Origin of the sequence: Paenibacillus pasadenensis DSM 19293, assembly GCF_000422485.1 — a bacterium.
Taxonomy (GTDB): Bacteria; Bacillota; Bacilli; order Paenibacillales; family Paenibacillaceae; genus Paenibacillus_O; species Paenibacillus_O pasadenensis.
Window position 1 is genome coordinate 1 of the sequence record NZ_AULW01000052.1, and the last position, 15,966, is coordinate 15,966.

Sequence of the window (15,966 nt, forward strand, 5' to 3'; positions counted from 1 at the left end):
TTCGTGGGCAGGAACTCGGCGCAGCTGCTTAACGAGGGAGTCGAGAGTACCTTCGCGGCCTGGAATCCGGCAAAGGGGCTCGACGAGGGAGTCGAGAGTGCCCTGGCGGGCAGGAATCCGGCGCAGAGGCTTAACGAGGGAGTCGAAAGTACCTCCGCGGGCAGGAAATCGGTGCGGCTTCTCGACGAGGGAGTCGAAAGTTCCTTCGTGGGCAGGAACTCGGCTTAGCGGCTGCCGGGCAGCCCCTAATTGAGCCGCCTTCCGTTCAATAGAATGAAGATCGGCTCATCCCTTTGGAATCTATTTCCCAAAAGCACCACGGTTCTGCAGCCGATAGACGACTCCATCCTCCACGACGGCGATCGCTTCCTGCGGGTCTATGTCACGGATGGAGTAGACCTCCGCTCCGGTCCGGAACCGATTGGAGCCGAAATTGCCGGACTCGGCTGCTTCGTGATCGGAGTAGGCTTTGATCCGGCCCAGCTTCTCCTGCAATTGATCGGCGGGGATCGAGTCCTTCAGTTCGTAGATATGATCCCTGTAGATGACGAAATGAAACGCCCAGTCAGAGCTTGAAACCGAGCAGCCGCAAAGCAGAAGCAACACCAACATGCAGCTGGCCCATCTTTTCAATGGTATCAGCTCCTTCGGACTTTCCTCCATTGTCGGATCAATTCCCTACCTTTTCAAGAACAGATGGGATACTACGAACTCGACTACTATTTTGTATGAAACGTCGTACAAATCCTCTATGAAATAGGTTGATTCCGACCCATTTGTACGATAAAACACACAAAATCCCCAACGGGATTTCCAAGACGGTCGAATTTGTAAGAGAAATCACACAAAACGCTCTGAATGCTCTCCATGAGATCAAAGTTTGTGTGATTAATCACACAAGCAGCTTCATTCTTTTTCGTCATGCGTCGCCAAGAGCCCTGATCCCCTTGCGCGACAGGCCCTCGACATGATTCCGGCGCTTCAACAAGTTGCTAGCCTTCACCGCTCTGCGAAGCATGCGGCGGTCAGACCGCCCTGCTTGCAGGCACGGCACCGGAGATTGCCCGGAGCCGCGCCCTCCTCTCTCCCAACTGGAGGTGGGGGAGGCGGCATGCCGGGAACGTGGAGCGGAGGGGCTGCCCGCGCAGCGGGGTTCGCTCTCGGCTGCCCGCGCAGCCGGCGGCCCTCCCAACAAAAAAGGCCCAGGCGCCATTCCGCGCCCAAGCCCGATCCCCATCCTTTACAGCAGCCCCGCCAACTCCCAATCTTTACAGCAGCCCCACCAGCTCCAGCCCATGCCGGATGCCGTCCTCGGCCACATCCTTCGTCACATGCTTCGCCGCCTTCTGCACGCTCTCGACCGCGTTGCCCATGGCGACGCTGTTGTGCACCGTCTGCAGCATCTCGATATCGTTCAGCCCGTCGCCGAATGCATACACATCCTCCGGGCGCACGCCGGCGAGCTTGCGGTACGTCTCGATGCCCTGCGCCTTGGAGCCGCCGAGCGGCAGCACGTCCATCGAGAACTGATGCCAGCGGATGAACCCGAGCTCCGGGAACTCCTCGCGGTACTTCATCTCGTCGCCGATCGTGCAAAACAGCAGGCACTGGTAGATCTCGCGGCCGATATGGTAGTCCTTGTCCCAAGCCATCGTCTTGTCGACGAGCTCGAGCGAGGCCATGCTCTCCTCGATGTAGTCGTGGCGCTCAATGTTCGCCTTCATCGCCTCGTCGTTCATGTAGACGATCGGATGGTCGAGCTCCAGCGCGCGCTCGGTGATCTTCTGCACAAGATCAGGACGGATCGGATTGCGCAGGATGACCTCTCCCCGACGCACCGCGAATTGGCCGTTGTAGCTGATGTACGAGTCGATGCCGAGCTCCTCGCGGATCTCCCGGAACATGAACGGGCCGCGGCCCGTGGCGATCGCCACCTCGTGTCCGGCGTCCTGCAGCTCGCGCACGGCCTGCTTGGCCGAAGCCGGGATGCGCTTGTCATGATCGAGCAGCGTTCCGTCCACGTCGAAAAAAATCAGTTTGCCTGTCATCGATAGTCCCCCTTGAATGTCTCTTAAGCCATGACCGCCCCGTCCGCCGCCAGCGCCGCGCGCAGCCGCTCCGGCAGCTCCCGGCTCCGGCGCTCGGCCGCGTCCAGGCAGACGCTCGTCACCTCGGCATCAGCGCGCGCCGCGCCGCCGGCATCAAGCAGCTCCTGACGGAGCGCGTAGCTCGTGCGTCCGATCCGCAGCGCGGACGTGCGAACGACGAGCTTTTCCCCCTGCACGCACTCGCGGCGGTAGTTGATGTTCACGTTGACCGTCACCGTCTGGATGCCCAGCTCCAGAAAAGCCGCGTAATCCAGCCCGGCGCGCTCATACCAGTCCTCCCGGCCCCACTCCAGATACTCCAGATACTTCGCGTTGTTCACATGCCCGTTGACGTCGATCTCCGTCGAGCGGACGACCAGCTCCAGCTCCGATGGCATCCCGAGCCCTCCTCCCCGCCACTCCGCCGGATACGGCAAAAAATCCGCCGACGGCGGATGGATCATGAAAGCGTTGCCGCCCAGCGGGCCAATCACAGACAGGATAACACAGGTTCCGGACAGGGGCAAAGCGCCTCCCCGGGCGCTCTTCGAGGCCGGGCATCGAGAGCAGGCTCTTTCCCGCATCGGGACGGGCCTGTATACTTACTTTTGCGAGCGGTTTTGGAAGTTCATGCCTTTGAAGGGGATGCTTGAATGACGATATCGAGGAGGCCGAGGGCGTTCATCGGCAGCTCCGCCGAAGCGATCCCGATCGCGCGGGCGGTCGCCGAAGCGATCGAAAGGCAGGTCGAGGTGAACGCCTGGTACGCCAATACGTTCCAAGCGAACGATTATACGATGGAGGCGCTCGAGCGCGAGCTGGATGCGAACGACTTCGGCATCTTCGTCTTTGCCGCCGAGGACGTCGCCACCATCCGCAATGAAACGCACTTCATCACCCGCGACAACACCTTGTATGAAATGGGGCTGTTCTGGGGGCGGCTCGGACGCAGGCGCGTCTTTTGCCTCGTGCCCAGCGTCGTGCCGCAGCCGAAGGAGGCCGGCCCGGCCTCGATCCATCTGCCGTCCGATCTGGACGGCCTCACCCTGCTCCGCTATGACGCCGCTCATTCGCGAGGTCCGCACAGCGGGGTATCCACGGCATGCGGGCGGATCCTGACGGCGATGCGCAGCGAAGGCCCGTTCAAGCAGCGCCATGAGATTCTCGCCGAGAGCGAGACGCTCGTCCAGCGCAAGGACAGCGTGCTGCATTTTTTCTGGGAGTTCCTCAAAAACGTCGACATCGCGGATGCGGAGCAGCGCTATGCCGCCTACGCCGAGGCGATCCGCAATTCCATCCTCCCTCCGGCCGGCTACCGCACGACAGGCGCCGCGCTCTGGAAGCTCACGGACGACGGGCATATCCGCCAGGTCGGCGGCAACGTAGGCCGCGGCCGGACGTTCCCGATCCGCGCCGACGAGGGGAGATCCGCGGAGGACGAGCCGATCATCGTCGTCAGGGTCCATCTGGACGGACGCTGGAGCTTCTTCAGCCGCAGGGCGATTGCTGACGTGCATGTCCTGTGTTATCCTTTGGGTAGTGAACATGTTCTGTCGGTCCATTTTTCGGGCAGCCGGCCTCTGGCCGCCGCCCGATTGAAGGAGATTGTCGAGATGAACGACGATCTTCTGGCGACCGTCCGCAGCCTGATCGGAGGCGATTCGAGATGAAGCGTACCGGCAAGTCGAATAGTCGTGGATTCGGATCCATCAACGGCCGCAGCCGCGCCGGCCAGGCAGGAGCTCGGGCCGCAGCCGCCCGTCGGCTCCGACCGATGATGGGCAGCCTGGCGGAGGACCCTGCAGCGGTCGTCGGCAGCCGGGTGTTTGTCGGGCCTTCCGTCGAGGGCGCCGATGTGGAGTTTATCGAGATCGTACGGGGCCCGGTTTCCGAACGGAAGCCGTCCTTCGCCCGCTAACGAAATGCAAGAGCGCATGGCCTCGGCCACGCGCTCTTTTCGTTTGGCGGACAGATCAGCCGGACACGGCAGTCGAGCCCGCAGCGGCGGCGGCAGGAGCAGCGGCGACCGCGGAGGCCGCCTCCCGCTCCTCCTCGCGGACGAAGCGGGGCAGCGTCGCCAAATAGATGGCGGCGGCGACCAGCAGCAGCGCGCCGATGAACAGATGCAGCCCCTCGACCGAGAACAGGCTCGGGAACAGCCAGGCGATCAGGCCGAGCATCAGCGTCTGGCCGGCCATCATGATCGGGTCGATCCAGGCGTTGACCCGCCCCATCTTCTCCGGCGCGACGAGCTTCGGCAGCCAGCCGCCGATCGCGATGTTGAACGGAGCGAGGAACAGCGCCGCGACAAAGGTGAAAGCGAGGTAAGCCCAGGGCGAGGTCGACCAGCCGAGGCCGAACACGCAGACCGCCGCAGCGGACATGCAGGCGATGATGACTTTGTGCAGGGCGAACTTGCCGACGAGCACCGAGCCGATCGTGCTTCCGACCAGGAAGCCGACGCCCATGAACACCGAGAACATCGAGACGTAGAACGGATAGTTCTCTCCGGCGAGCTTGTATTTCATCGTCAGCATGGGCAGCATGGCGAAGCAGCCGTTGATGAGGCCGAACAGGATGAAGCCGGCGAGCAGCGAGGCGAGCAGCTTGCGGCTCAGAATGTAGCGGAGGCCTTCGCGAAAATCGCCCCATACCGACGGCAGGCGCAGCGAGGAAAGGCGGCTGCGGCCGTTCGGCAGGCGGACCGCCTCCGGCACGCGCAGTCCCCGCAGCAGCAGCGCGCCGATCAGGAAGCCGATCAGATCGACCGTCACGGCGCCGAGCACGCCGACCGAGTGGTAGACGAGCGCGCCGAGTCCCGTGCCGAACAGCATGAACACGCCCATGATCGACTGGTTGAGGCCGGCCGCCCTGACGTACTGGCTGTCATGCAGGATGCCCTGCAGCATGGCGCTTTCCGCCGGATAGTAGAACTTCGTCACCGCGCTGCGGAGAAAAAGGAGCAGGAAGATCATCGGGATCCAGACGTCGGAGGCGATGGCTCCGACGATGAGCGCCGACAGGCCGGCGCGGATCCAGAGCGAGTTCTCGGCGATCCGCTTGCGGTCGAAGCGGTCGGCGAACACGCCGACGAACAGGAAGACGAGCAGCGTCGGCGCGGAGTACATCATCTCGGCGACCGTCGCGTAGGCGGGCTGGCTGGAGAAGCGGTCGAGCAGGTAGAACGCGAACGCCATCATGCCGATCGTCGCGGCCAGCTGCGAGCAGACCGTGGCGAAGAACAAGCGGGCGAACGTGCGGTTGCGGAACAATTCGATCATGGCGGATCCCATCCTTTTTCCGGGGAAGTCGTTCATCTGCTTCCAAGTATAGGATGGGAGGCCGTGTCCGATGAAGCGGCGCGGGGATGAATCCGCGCTCGTTCCCTGGCCTGCGAAGGGACTCGGTCCCGAGGCGGAGGCGGGGACGGGGACGGGGACGGGGCAAAAAACGTGAAGGCACCTGTTCGAGCCTAGTTGCCCGATTTTTCCGCGTAACTCCGCCGTGAAGGCACCTGTTCGAGCCTAGTTGCTCGGTTTTTCCGCGCAACTCCGCCGTGAAGGCACCTGTTCGAGCCCAGTTGCTCGGTTTTTCCGCGTATCTCCGCCGTGAAGGCACCTATTCGAGCCTAGTTGCTCGGTTTTTCCGCGTATCTCCGCCGTGAAGGCGGTGGAATCACCGCTCAGGCCGCCCGTCGGCAGCCGAGCAACGCCGCCATCGCCAGCAGCGCGAGCGCCTGGGCGCCTGCGATGACGAGCGCGAGCGGCAGCGCGCTCGATACGCCGCCGAGTCCGGACAGCGGCGAGGCGAGCGCGCCGGTCAGAAACTGCAGCATGCCGAGCAGCGCCGAGGCGCTGCCGGCGGCTTGGCCGGCGTTTTCCATGGCGAGCGACGAAGCGCAGGTGCCGACGATGCCGACGCTCGAGACGACGACGAACAACGAGGCGAGCACCGCCCACAGCCCCAGGTCCAGCAGCGCCGACAGCAGCAGGCTGGCTCCGCCGGCCATCGCGAACCAGACGCCGGTCCGCAGCAGCCGCTCCGTGCTGTAGCGCAGCACGAGCCGGCCGGTCAGCTGCGAGGCGAGGATGATGCCGATCCCGTTGGCCGCGAAGATGAAGCCGTACGCGGACGAGCTGACGCCGTACACGCCCTGCAGCACGAACGTCGAGCCGGAGATGTAGGCGAACATCGCGCCGGACACGAGGCTCATCGTCAGCACGACGCCCATGAAGGAGCGGTCCCGGAGGAAATGGCCGAAGTTGCCGAGCGTCTGCCCCAGCCCGCCGGTCGTACGCCGCTCCCGCGGCAGCGTCTCCGGCAGCGCTAGCGCCGCCGAGACGAGCAGCAGCACGCCGAGGACCGTCAGGAAGTAGAACGTGCCGCGCCAGTCGGTGAAGCGCAGCAGCTGGGCGCCGAAGATCGGCGCGAGGATCGGGGCCGCTCCGTTGATGAGCATGAGGCGCGAGAAGAAGCGCGTCATCTCCCGGCCGGAATACAGGTCGCGCACGACGGCGCGCGCGATGACGATGCCGGCCGCTCCCGACAGCCCCTGCACGAGCCGGCAGAGCAGCAGCATGCCGATCGTCGGGCTCAGCGCGCAAAGCAGCGAGGCGGCCGCGTAGATGCCGAGCGCCAGCAGCAGCGGACGCCTGCGGCCGAGCGCGTCGCTGAGCGGTCCCGCCAGTAGCTGGCCGGCGGCGAGGCCGACCAGGCAGGCGGTCAGGCTGAGCTGGCCGAGCGACTCGGAGGCGCCGAGATCGCGGGTGAGCTCCGGGAGCGCCGGCAAGTACATGTCGAGCGAGAAAGGGCCGATCGCCGTCAGCAATCCGAGCATGACGGCCAGCCCCCAGTTGCGCGAGGCGGGCGCCGATGCCGCGACGGACGCTTCAGCTGGATTCGGCGGGTTTGATGGATTCAAGTCAAGTTCCTTCTTTCGGATTGTCGATGCTTTTTGGATTACTTGTTTATCCATGGGTTGAAAACGGAAGCCTTGCAACGCTCCAAGCCATGCACATTGCGGGTTACAACCGTTAAATGATGGGCAATGGCTGTAGCTGCAATCAGGCTGTCCATGACCGGCAGCGGCGTTCCGTTTCTTTCCGCTTGTCCCTGGATGCTGCCCCACGCAAGCAGGGTATCCAGATCAAGGGGGAGAACTCGCCCGTCAAACCGGCTTCTCAAGTCCTGGTCGATCCAGGCTTGCAATCGTTCGGCACGGTTTTTGTCGCTTAATTTGGAAATCCCTTTTTGTAATTCTCCAAACGTGATGACGCTTAAGAATAGTGTGGATTCGTCTCGTTCATCAATCCAGCGTAGGACGCCTGAATCGGGTTCCTTCTTTGCTTCAATCCAAATCGAGATCGTACAGAGGAGAGTCCTTGAAAAAATCCGTCAGACGCGTTTTCGGTTTCGTTAAACGTTGATATTCTTCCATCGACAGAACGACTGCTGCGGGCATTCCCCGTACCGTTATCATTTGCGGGCCTTCATCGGCTGCTTTCTTCACGACGGAGCTTAATTGATTCTTAGCGTCTTGAAGCTGCCACTGCATCATGAAAATCTCCCCAATCGAAATTGGCTAGACTGTCTAACTATAATTAGCATAGCACATCGTAACGTTTCATTCGCCCAAAATGGAAGCTACGCTGGCCCCATGAGATGCCGTTTCTGCGAGCTCCATAAGCTTGTCCCATGAGGAAGCAAAGGGCCGGTTGAAGTCTCCACCAGGAGAGTTCAACCGGCCCTTATCCATGGAACTTCCTCTAGCGAGGCAGCTTCACCGCGATCAGCCTGCCCTTCGTCTGCACGATCAGCACATCGCCTGTCTTGAGCGTCGGCCCGTACTCGCGCGAGCCTGTCGCCACCTTGAGCAGCGGCTCCGTCGTCTGCAGGTCGAAGCCGTACAGATACCCGTCCGACTGCGCGCTGAAGATGCGGTTCCCGTAAATCTCGCTGCGCACGACCGGGTTGTCGGCCAGCCACGTCACCGGATGGCCGTTGGCCGTCTTGATTCCATACAAGCCGCCGTTATCCTGGCTGACCAGCAAAATGCGCCCTCCCTGCGGCGGCCCGGCCAGCTGCATCCGCTCATTCCGCTTGAAGTAGGTCTCGACGGGCTTGGCGCCTGCCGCATAAGACTTGAAATCAAACTTGAACAGCTTCGCGCCGCCCCCGTCCACGTACAGGTCGTTTTTATCCAGCGCCAGGATCGGGCTGCGGATCGGATAAGGCGGCGAGCCTTCCACTTCATAGTCGTAGAGGCGGGTTCCCTTGACGGCTCCGCTCCTCAGGCTCAGCACCGGCATCTCAATCTGCCGCTCGGGCGTACGATCCATGTCCGCGAGCATCCACATCTCTTTCACCGTATAAACGAGCCCGTCCCGGACGAGCAGAGGCGCGCCTGTTCGGTTCGCCGTCCACAGCAGCTTGCCCGTCGCCGCGTCGACCGCATTGAGCTGGGTCGAGGTGATCGCTCCGGATACGACATACGTCAAAAGCAGCACTCCATCATGCTCGGACAAGCTGTACGGTCCCATGCCCATCGGCTCCTTGACGTCCGCCCACAACCGCTTCCCGTCGGAGGCGCGCAGCGCGGTCAGGCCATCGTCGTTGAGCGCATAGATACGGTCCTTTCCGATGAACGGAGTTCGGCCGTCCGCCTGCATGCCGGCCTCGGAGATCCATTTCCTCTTGCCGGTGGCAGCCGACAGCGCCGCGATGCGGCCGTCCTTATGGACGACGACCGCCAGATCCGAGGCCAGCTTGACGAAAGGCCTCAGGTCCTTTCCGTAAGAAAAAAGCACCTTGCCGTCAGCCGCGCTGCGGGCGACGAGCTTCGAGCCGGAGATCGCGTACACGATGCCGTTCTCTGCCGCCGCGTTGCCTTCATAGAAAAAGCCGTCCGCTCCCGGTACATCGATGGAAGCCGTCCATAGGGGCTTCGCCAATGGAGCGGTCCGCTCCGCCGGGGCATAGCCCGAAACCGACAGCGACGGCGTTTCCGCTCGCACCGGCGCAGCAGACAGGACAGGGACGAGCAGCAGCGCGGCGCCGAGGATGGCGCAGCCGGCTCGACGAGAAGCTTTCGAGGCCATTTTCTTCCTGCGAAAATCAATCATTTAAAATGACTCCTCTCCACGACCGGCCGAAGAAGAAGCCTTTCGAACGGCCTGATCGGTCTAATAGGGCGACTCCCATTTCCAGTTGCACCCATATCTAGACGAGCCATCCGGCAAAAGGTTGCGCGTCGTGGAAGGAGCCTGATCGCAAATGAAATCGCTTTTGCTGTACACTCCGATCTCGCCTCGCCGCCTCACCGCTGACCGTCACGACTTCTCCGCCCGCTCCCGCCGCTGCTGCCGCCCGTACCCGGCCGCCAGCGCGGCGGCGATCGCCATGAAGACGGCGCTGGACGCGACCCCGGCCTGCAGCCCGTATCGCTCGACCGCCGCGCCGCCGACGAGCGGGCCGATGATCTGGCCCGAGGCGAAAAAAGCCGTCGCCAGGCTCAGGCAGGCCGCATACGCATGAGGCGGGACTTGCCGGCGAAGCAGCGCCGTCGTCATGAGCGGCGGCGTAATGAACGACACGAGCCCGACCCCTGCCGCTCCCATCACGGTGACCCACATCTCGTCGAAAATCGCTCCGCCCGCGCCGAGCGTCCCCAGCGCCAATCCGATCGCAAGCGTATGCCCGCTCGGCCACCGGTCGATCGCTTTGCCTCCGATCCATCCGTTGAACAAGCCGGCGAAGCCGATTCCCGACCAGACCAGCCCCGCATAGAGGGGCGGAACGCCTTTGCTCGTCACATAGGGAATCAGATACGTGAAGTAGATGATGTAGCCCCAGCCGAAAAAGAAATACGAAGCGACCAGCAGCAGATGCTTTTTCGGGCTCAACAGAAGGCGAAAGGCCGTTTCGCTTCCATGATGCCGCTGCGGCTCCAGCCGGGAGCCCGCGGATATGGCTGCGGCTTTTCTCGCGGCAAGCTCGAATCCGCAGGCGGCCACGATGCCGAATGCGCCCATGAGCATCCAGGCATGGCGCCATCCCTGCAAGCGCGAGGGATCGATGGCGAAGGGGGCGAGAAATCCCGTCAGCAGAATGCCGGCGGAGCCGCCGAGCCAGATGAGGCCCGATGCCGTCCCTCTTTCCTCCGGCCGGACGGCATCCAGCGCGATCGACAGCACCAGCACGGTCGCGAACGCCGACAGCCAGCCGATCGCCAGCCGCCACAGCCCGAGCTGCACGAGCCGTTCGCTGAACGCCGAGCCGATCAGCGTCAGCCCGAGCAGCAGGCAGGACGCCCGGTTCATCGCCGCCCTCCGGCCGGGGAACCGCGCGAGCAGCAGAGGAAGGCTCAAGGTCCCGGCCAAATACCCGATGAAATTGACGGTGCCCAGCGTCCCCAGCTGGCCGTAGCTTCCCCCGATCGCCCTCTGGATGCCCGGCAGGAGCATGCCGTAGGACAGCCGGGAAAAGCCGAGGATGACGGCAAACAACAGCGACGCCCAGAGCGTGAGCGGATTCAACGCGGAGCGCATCTCCAGGACGGCCCCCTGCTCCGCCGCAGCCGTCATCCGTTCAACCGGACGATCTCCGCTTCGATGCCCATCTGCTCGCAAAGCTTGCGGATGCGGCGCATGTCCAGCGCGGTCGAGATCCATTCGCAGCCTGCGGCGGACGCCTCATGAGCCGCCCATTGCAGCACATGGACCAAGGCATCGGCATGCGCTTCCTTCGTCGCGAAGTCCTCCAGCACGAACGTGCCGCCCTTGACCGAAGCATGCGCGTACGCCCAATGCTGGCCGGCGAAGCTGCGGGCGGCGAACCGCGTCTCCCCCTCCGCTTGGACGGCGGCGGAGAGCATCTCCAGCCATTTCCCATAAGCGCCGGCTCCCGTCGGAGCTTTCGGATTTCCCCATTCCAGCGAATCGGCGGCCAGCCTGCGCAGCTCCTCGCCCTCCTCCACCCGTCTCCACTGCTCGCCCAGGAACGCGCTCGAAGGAGCCGCCTTGAAGCGGACCTGCCAGGCGCGCTCGCGGATCGGGATGCCGTCCGCCTGCAGCAGCTCGGAGACGGGAACGGAGGCCAGGCCTTCGGCTTGGGCATGGCTGACGAGCGAGCGGACCGCCTGCGGCGTCTCTTTGGCGTTTTCGTTGGCATGGAACACCAGGATCGCCCCCGGGACCAGCGCCGGAATCGCCCGCTCCTCGAGCTGGGCGCTCGGCGGTCCCGACCAGTCGACCGTATCCTCCCCTTCGACGAGCAGATAGTCCCACTCCCGCAGCCATTCCAGGTTCTCTTCCCGATAAGAGGCGTAAGGAAACCGCAAGAGCGCCGGAGCCGCCCGGCCCGTCGCTTCCTGATAAGCGAGCTCGGCCAGCTGCAGCTCCTCGAAAAAGACGTCCTGGCTCACCTCCGCCATCCGGCGGTGATGGTACGTATGCATGGCGAGCTCATGGCCTCTGGCCAGCAGCTCCCTTGCCTTCTGCGGATGGCGGTCGAACCACTCGCCCGTCAGGAAAAACGTCCCTCGCGCGCCCCCCTGCTCGAGCGCCTCGAGCCAGGCGTCGATCGAGATCCGCATCGGACCGTCATCGAACGTAAAGGCGCATAGAGCCGCCTCCGGATTGCCGCGAGTTATTGTTGCCGCTGTCATGGTGCATCCCCCTTTGGAGGCATCGCTTCCATGCGGATGCCGTCGGCCCTATTGTAAAAGGCGAGGAATGTTTTGTAAAATTGAATAATATGAACGATTCATTCGATAAACGCAAACAAAGGAGAGAGCCATGGATCTTCGTGCCTTAAAAACCTTCGAGGCCTGCGCGCGTCTCGGACATTTCCTGAAAGCCGCCGAGGAGCTCCAATACGCTCCCTCTACGGTCACCTTGCAGATCCAGCGCCTTGAAGCGGATCTCGGCGCTTCCTTGTTCCTGCGCGACGGCAAGCGCATGATCGTGACCGAGGCCGGACGCTGGCTGCAGCAGGAGGCCGCGGCGCTGCTGAAGTCGATCGGGACGATGAGGCAGACCGTTTCGGATATTGCGGCGGGAGAGAGCGGCTCGGTGCGCTTCGCCGCGATCGAGCCGGTCGCCAGCCAGCAGCTCGCGGCCGTCGTCGCGGATTTTTGCATGAAGCGGCCGGACGTGGACGTGTCGATGGAAGTAAGCGGCAGCCGGTCGATCGCGGAGCGGGTTCGGGACGGCGAGTTGGACTTCGGCGTCTGCTCGGCCCCGCCGGCCGCGCTCCTGCTGGAGTTCGAGCCGCTGATCGAGGAGAGGCTGGGGGTCATGCTGCGCAAGAGCCATCCGCTGGCCGGCCGGGACCGCATCGAGGCCCGCGATCTGGCGGGCCATGCCGTGCTCGTCAAGGAGCCGACCTGCATCTATCGGGAGCTCTGGGACAAGGCGATCGGTGCTAGGGGACGCGACCGGATCGCCTGCCGGGAGGTCGGAAGCTTCTACGTCATCCAGCAAATGGTCAAGGCCGGCTTCGGCATCGGCATCGTCCCGATGTACAGCGGGCTGGAGCAGGACGGCTCCTTGTCCATCCGGCCGCTGGCCGATCTGGAGCCCGTCGTGCAGGTCGGCCTCGCTTCCCGAACCAAGCCTTTGCTCGGCAAGGCGGCCCTGTCGTTGATGGAGGCGGTCCGAGGCATCGGAGAGCCGGTCCCGAACGCCGGGTAAGCTCCGGGCTCTCGCCTCCGGATGCCAAAAAAGCCGTTCCGATCCATGTCTCCATGGCTCGAAACGGCTTTCCTGCCGCCGAGGCTCCTCAGTCGGCCAGATCCTCAATGGACGAGACGTCCATGTACGACGGCACGACCAGGCCGAGCTTCGTGCCCTTGAGGTTCGCGCCGAGGTCCTCGTACTTGCCCTCGTACTGCTCCGCATAGTCCTTGTGCGTGACCGGCAGCCAGGCCGCGACCATCGCGTCGGCGTCGCCGCCGGCTACGCCTGCCCACATCGGGCCGGCCTCGACCTGCATCAGCTCGGTCTTGTAGCCGAGCCGGTGCTCGAGCACCCAGCCGACGACATTCGTGCTGGCGATCTCGGAATCCCAGGCGACGTAGGCGAGCTTGATCGTCTCGCCGGCGCCCGGCTCGATGCCGTCGACCCAGCCGTCGATCAGGGCGGCGTTGTCCTCCGCCCAGGCGGCGGCAGCCTCGGCCGGCTCCTGGCCGTCCTGCACGGCAGCCATCACCTTCGCCATGTCGGCGTCGGTCCACTCGAAGCGGTCGAGGAAGGCATAGGCCGACGGAGCGTCTTCCTTGAGGCCGAGGCGGGCGACCGTGCGGATCTCCTCGTCCTCGCCGAACGACTTCTTCGGATCTTCCAGATACTTGAGGTCATACTTGGCGAACATCCAGTGCGGCGTCCAGCCGGTGACGATGATCGGGTCCTCGTTCTTGACCGCCTTGTCGAGCGCGACGGCCATCGCCGCCGAGGAGCCTTCGACGAGCGTCCAGTCCGTCAGGCCGTAGTCCGTGACGGCGCGGTCCGCCGCAGCCATCAGGCCGGCGCCGGGGTCGATGCCGATGATCTTGTGGCTCACCGCTGCGCCGACAGAGCCGCCGCTACCGGACTCCGCATCCGCGTTCCCGGTGCCGTTCGACGAGCATCCCGCCACGACGAGCGCCGCCGCGACCGCAGCGCTTCCCAGCGTTTTCATCCAGTTCTTGTTCAAGATTTACCCTCTCCTGTCTGCTTGTCTTTTTCCTTTGACCAGATGCTGCGTCAGACGATCGAGGAAGATCGCCAGAATGACGATCGCGAGGCCCGCCTCGAAGCCCTTGCCGGTCTTGATCTGGCTGACCGCCCGATAGACGTCCGCTCCGATGCCCTGCGCGCCGATCAGCGACGCGATGACGACCATCGACAGCGCCAGCATGATCGTCTGGTTGATGCCCGCCATGATGGACGGCACGGCCAGCGGCAGCTGCACCTTGACCAGCTTCTGCGCCGGCGTCGAGCCGAACGAGTCGGCCGCCTCCACGAGATCGGCGGGCACCTGGCGGATGCCGAGGTTCGTCAGCCGGATCGTCGGCGGCACGGCAAAGATGACCGAGGCGATGACGCCGGGCACGACGCCCAGGTTGAAGAACGTCACCGCCGGGATCAGATAGACGAAGGCCGGCATCGTCTGCATGAAGTCGAGGATCGGCGTGACGATCTGCTGCGTCCGCTTGCTGCGGGCGCAGGCGATGCCGATCGGGATGCCGATGACGATGCTTACGATCGCCGACGTCAGCACGAGCGCGAGCGTATCCATCGTATGGTCCCAGTACCCGAGGTTGTCGATCAGGAACAGTCCGACGAGCGTGAACAGCGCCATCTTCCAGCGCATGAACCGCCAGGCGAGAGCGGCCAGCAGCACGATCATCGCCAGCGCGGGCAGCAGATGCAGCACGTAGGAAATGCCCTCGACCGCGCCTTCGATGCCGGCCGCGATCGGATCGAGCACGAACCCGAGGCTGCTCTCGATCCAGTCGACCGCCGCGTCGACCCATTTATCCAGCGGTAGTTTCGGAAGCATCTCCGTCCACCTCCCGTCCCGGCACATGTCCGGCCAGCGCGCCGAGCACCGCTCCGCGCACGATGACGCCGACGATGCGGCCGGTCTCGTTCACGACGGCGACCGGCACCTTGCTGCTGCCGACGAGCTCGAACAGCTCGTTCAGCAGCACGCCGGGAGCGACCGTCGGCGCGTCGCGGATGACGATGTCCTCGAGCGGCAAGCCGCGGCGCGCCGCCTCCGAGGCGTCCTCCGCCGTCAGCACGCCGATCAGCCGGCGGCTGCGGTCGGTGACGAACAGATTGGAGATGCCGCTCTCCCGCATGAGCTGCAGCGCGACCCGCGCGCCGCGGTCGATGCCGATCGTCTCCGGCCGGCGCATCACATGCGCCGCCGTCAGCACCTTGGACAGATCGACATCCTCGACGAAGCGCTCGACGTATTCGCTCGCCGGATTGACCATGATCTCCTCCGGCGTGCCGATCTGCACGATCGCGCCGTCCTTCATGAGGGCGATCCGGTCGCCGATGCGCAGCGCCTCGTCGAGGTCATGCGTGATGAAGACGATCGTCTTTTTCATCGTGTCCTGCAGATCGAGCAGCTCATCCTGCATGTCCTTGCGGATCAGCGGATCGAGCGCGCTGAACGCCTCGTCCATGAGCAGGATGTCGGGATCGTTCGCCAGCGCGCGGGCCAGCCCGACGCGCTGCTGCATGCCGCCGCTCAGCTCGTCGGGATAGCTGTCCGCCCGCGTTTCCAAGCCGACCAGCTTCAGCGCCTCGCGGGCTTTCGGCTCCCGCTCGGCCTTCGGCGCCTTTTGCACCTCGAGCCCGTACTCCACGTTCTCGAGCAGCGTGCGATGCGGGAACAGGGCGAACTTCTGGAACACCATGCTGATCTTTTTCTGCCGCACGGTCCTCAGCTGATCCGCCCCGAGCCGCGTAATCTCCTGCCCGTCGATCTCGATCATGCCCGATGTCGGCTCGATCAGCCGGTTGAGCAGCCGGACGAGCGTCGACTTGCCGCTGCCGGACAGCCCCATGATGACGAAGATCTCGCCCGGCTCCACCGAAAAGGACACCCGATTGACCCCTACCGTATGTTTCGTCTCGTTGAAAATGCGGTCCTTCGACCAGCCCTGACCGAGCAGGGCGGAAATCCGTTTCGGATCCTCGCCGAATACCTTGGTCAGGTCCTTGACTTCAATGATGGGCAAATGCCTGCACCTCCTTGCGCCGCGGCCCCATCGGCCGGGCATTCACTCGAACCAGTCTAGCGAATGAAACCCGAAATCGTCAACCGTTAATTCCGTATATTTAGTATGTACGGTTTTTACTGTACAATGATTATCTCCCAAATA

17 protein-coding genes are annotated in these 15,966 nt (G+C 63.7%); 4 read left to right on the forward strand and 13 right to left on the reverse strand.

Going from position 1 to position 15,966, the window contains the following annotated elements; translation table 11 throughout:
• On the forward strand, window positions 1–228 hold a 228-nt coding region (locus H582_RS32565; RefSeq protein WP_043111070.1), incomplete at its 5' end, for a hypothetical protein.
• 72 nt (window positions 229–300) lie between these two features.
• On the opposite strand, the gene H582_RS0107610 is transcribed toward H582_RS32565, so the two are convergent.
• The 3 genes from H582_RS0107610 to H582_RS0107620 all read right to left on the reverse strand — a co-directional run bounded on the left by H582_RS0107610 (window position 301) and on the right by H582_RS0107620 (window position 2,485).
• Window positions 301–633, reverse strand: a complete 333-nt coding sequence (locus H582_RS0107610) for a hypothetical protein (RefSeq protein ID WP_127464483.1) — start codon at window positions 631–633, stop codon at window positions 301–303.
• 635 nt (window positions 634–1,268) lie between these two features.
• Window positions 1,269–2,048, reverse strand: a complete 780-nt coding sequence (locus tag H582_RS0107615) for a Cof-type HAD-IIB family hydrolase (protein ID WP_028598067.1) — start codon at window positions 2,046–2,048, stop codon at window positions 1,269–1,271.
• Window positions 2,049–2,071: 23 nt separating this feature from the next.
• Window positions 2,072–2,485, reverse strand: a complete 414-nt coding sequence (locus H582_RS0107620; protein WP_028598068.1) for an acyl-CoA thioesterase — start codon at window positions 2,483–2,485, stop codon at window positions 2,072–2,074.
• A 255-nt stretch (window positions 2,486–2,740) separates the two neighbouring features.
• Here H582_RS0107620 and H582_RS0107630 point away from each other — a divergent pair, with 255 nt between their 5' ends.
• Both H582_RS0107630 and H582_RS31675 read left to right on the forward strand, forming a co-directional pair.
• Window positions 2,741–3,757 (forward strand): nucleotide-binding protein, encoded by a 1,017-nt coding sequence (locus H582_RS0107630; protein WP_028598070.1) that lies wholly within the window; start codon window positions 2,741–2,743, stop codon window positions 3,755–3,757.
• Window positions 3,754–4,005 carry a hypothetical protein gene (locus H582_RS31675; protein ID WP_127464482.1) on the forward strand — a complete coding sequence of 84 codons (252 nt, stop codon included), beginning with the start codon at window positions 3,754–3,756 and terminating at the stop codon, window positions 4,003–4,005. Before H582_RS0107630 ends, H582_RS31675 begins: the two co-directional genes overlap by 4 nt.
• Before the next feature lie 55 nt (window positions 4,006–4,060).
• Here the strand turns inward: H582_RS31675 and H582_RS26495 are convergent, their stop codons facing one another.
• From H582_RS26495 to H582_RS0107665, 7 genes are all read right to left on the reverse strand, one after another.
• Window positions 4,061–5,368 carry an MFS transporter gene (locus H582_RS26495; protein WP_052333055.1) on the reverse strand — a complete coding sequence of 436 codons (1,308 nt, stop codon included), beginning with the start codon at window positions 5,366–5,368 and terminating at the stop codon, window positions 4,061–4,063.
• Between the two features lie 401 nt (window positions 5,369–5,769).
• Window positions 5,770–7,008 (reverse strand): multidrug effflux MFS transporter, encoded by a 1,239-nt coding sequence (locus tag H582_RS26500; RefSeq protein ID WP_052333056.1) that lies wholly within the window; start codon window positions 7,006–7,008, stop codon window positions 5,770–5,772.
• A 38-nt stretch (window positions 7,009–7,046) separates the two neighbouring features.
• Window positions 7,047–7,478, reverse strand: a complete 432-nt coding sequence (locus H582_RS33325) for a type II toxin-antitoxin system VapC family toxin (protein ID WP_084136828.1) — start codon at window positions 7,476–7,478, stop codon at window positions 7,047–7,049.
• Window positions 7,435–7,644: a type II toxin-antitoxin system Phd/YefM family antitoxin gene (locus H582_RS26505; RefSeq protein WP_043111072.1), complete on the reverse strand. Its 210-nt coding sequence runs from the start codon at window positions 7,642–7,644 to the stop codon at window positions 7,435–7,437. Before H582_RS26505 ends, H582_RS33325 begins: the two co-directional genes overlap by 44 nt.
• Window positions 7,645–7,852: 208 nt before the next feature.
• A complete protein-coding gene (locus tag H582_RS0107655) occupies window positions 7,853–9,208 on the reverse strand; it encodes an outer membrane protein assembly factor BamB family protein (protein ID WP_084136831.1) in 1,356 nt (451 codons plus the stop codon).
• A gap of 207 nt (window positions 9,209–9,415) precedes the next feature.
• On the reverse strand, window positions 9,416–10,633 hold the full coding sequence (locus H582_RS0107660) for a YbfB/YjiJ family MFS transporter (protein ID WP_043111078.1): 1,218 nt from the start codon (window positions 10,631–10,633) through the stop codon (window positions 9,416–9,418).
• A gap of 32 nt (window positions 10,634–10,665) precedes the next feature.
• Window positions 10,666–11,751: a polysaccharide deacetylase family protein gene (locus H582_RS0107665; RefSeq protein ID WP_028598073.1), complete on the reverse strand. Its 1,086-nt coding sequence runs from the start codon at window positions 11,749–11,751 to the stop codon at window positions 10,666–10,668.
• Window positions 11,752–11,881: 130 nt separating this feature from the next.
• Here H582_RS0107665 and H582_RS0107670 point away from each other — a divergent pair, with 130 nt between their 5' ends.
• Window positions 11,882–12,778, forward strand: coding sequence for a LysR family transcriptional regulator (locus H582_RS0107670; protein WP_028598074.1), 897 nt, complete (start codon window positions 11,882–11,884; stop codon window positions 12,776–12,778).
• A gap of 88 nt (window positions 12,779–12,866) precedes the next feature.
• Here the strand turns inward: H582_RS0107670 and H582_RS32570 are convergent, their stop codons facing one another.
• Genes H582_RS32570 through H582_RS0107685 form a run of 3 tightly spaced genes read right to left on the reverse strand, consistent with a single transcriptional unit; the run spans window position 12,867 to window position 15,822 of the window.
• Window positions 12,867–13,778, reverse strand: coding sequence for a glycine betaine ABC transporter substrate-binding protein (locus tag H582_RS32570; RefSeq protein ID WP_028598075.1), 912 nt, complete (start codon window positions 13,776–13,778; stop codon window positions 12,867–12,869).
• 3 nt (window positions 13,779–13,781) lie between these two features.
• Entirely contained in the window at window positions 13,782–14,627 is an 846-nt protein-coding gene (locus H582_RS32575; protein WP_028598076.1) for an ABC transporter permease, read from the reverse strand.
• Window positions 14,602–15,822 (reverse strand): quaternary amine ABC transporter ATP-binding protein, encoded by a 1,221-nt coding sequence (locus H582_RS0107685; RefSeq protein WP_028598077.1) that lies wholly within the window; start codon window positions 15,820–15,822, stop codon window positions 14,602–14,604. Before H582_RS0107685 ends, H582_RS32575 begins: the two co-directional genes overlap by 26 nt.
• Window positions 15,823–15,966: the final 144 nt, after the last annotated feature.

Excerpts from the sequence above, each read along its gene's own strand:
- H582_RS0107670 (WP_028598074.1), top strand. The coding sequence starts at position 11,882 with ATGGATCTTCGTGCCTTAAAAACCTTCGAGGCCTGCGCGCGTCTCGGA.
- H582_RS32575 (WP_028598076.1), bottom strand. The coding sequence starts at position 14,627 with ATGCTTCCGAAACTACCGCTGGATAAATGGGTCGACGCGGCGGTCGAC.
- H582_RS0107615 (WP_028598067.1), bottom strand. The coding sequence starts at position 2,048 with ATGACAGGCAAACTGATTTTTTTCGACGTGGACGGAACGCTGCTCGAT.
- H582_RS26495 (WP_052333055.1), bottom strand. The coding sequence starts at position 5,368 with ATGATCGAATTGTTCCGCAACCGCACGTTCGCCCGCTTGTTCTTCGCC.
- H582_RS0107620 (WP_028598068.1), bottom strand. The coding sequence starts at position 2,485 with ATGCCATCGGAGCTGGAGCTGGTCGTCCGCTCGACGGAGATCGACGTC.
- H582_RS31675 (WP_127464482.1), top strand. The coding sequence starts at position 3,754 with ATGAAGCGTACCGGCAAGTCGAATAGTCGTGGATTCGGATCCATCAAC.
- H582_RS0107665 (WP_028598073.1), bottom strand. The coding sequence starts at position 11,751 with ATGACAGCGGCAACAATAACTCGCGGCAATCCGGAGGCGGCTCTATGC.
- H582_RS26505 (WP_043111072.1), bottom strand. The coding sequence starts at position 7,644 with ATGATGCAGTGGCAGCTTCAAGACGCTAAGAATCAATTAAGCTCCGTC.
- H582_RS0107630 (WP_028598070.1), top strand. The coding sequence starts at position 2,741 with ATGACGATATCGAGGAGGCCGAGGGCGTTCATCGGCAGCTCCGCCGAA.
- H582_RS0107655 (WP_084136831.1), bottom strand. The coding sequence starts at position 9,208 with ATGATTGATTTTCGCAGGAAGAAAATGGCCTCGAAAGCTTCTCGTCGA.
- H582_RS0107660 (WP_043111078.1), bottom strand. The coding sequence starts at position 10,633 with ATGCGCTCCGCGTTGAATCCGCTCACGCTCTGGGCGTCGCTGTTGTTT.